The organism is Pseudoalteromonas sp. RB2-MNA-CIBAN-0110 (assembly GCF_040309305.1).
GTDB lineage: Bacteria > Pseudomonadota > Gammaproteobacteria > Enterobacterales > Alteromonadaceae > Pseudoalteromonas > Pseudoalteromonas arctica.
Map to the genome: position 1 here is coordinate 1 of NZ_JBEOOQ010000245.1, position 254 is coordinate 254.

At 38.6% G+C, this 254-nt stretch carries 1 pseudogene; it reads left to right on the forward strand.

The window, feature by feature from the left end:
• A pseudogene (locus AAEY68_RS21345) lies at positions 1-254 on the forward strand (enoyl-CoA hydratase/isomerase family protein); the annotation flags it as partial.

Consider the following 254-nt stretch of genomic DNA (forward strand, 5'->3'; position numbering starts at 1 on the left):
GGTTTACTCAGCATTAAATGGGGTAAAACGGCCAGTTTAAATCACGAAAAACTTACTACGCTGTTAACTGATTTAGATCAGCAATCAGGGCGTTTGCCTAAAGGTAATATCAAAGCAAATTTGGCAACTATTCAAGAACTCGCTGAGTTTACTACGCTACAACAACAGGTTGACTATATTTTAAACTTAAACACAGACGACAAATGGCTACTAAAGGCGCAAAAATCGCTTAAGCATGGTTGTCCGCTAAGTTG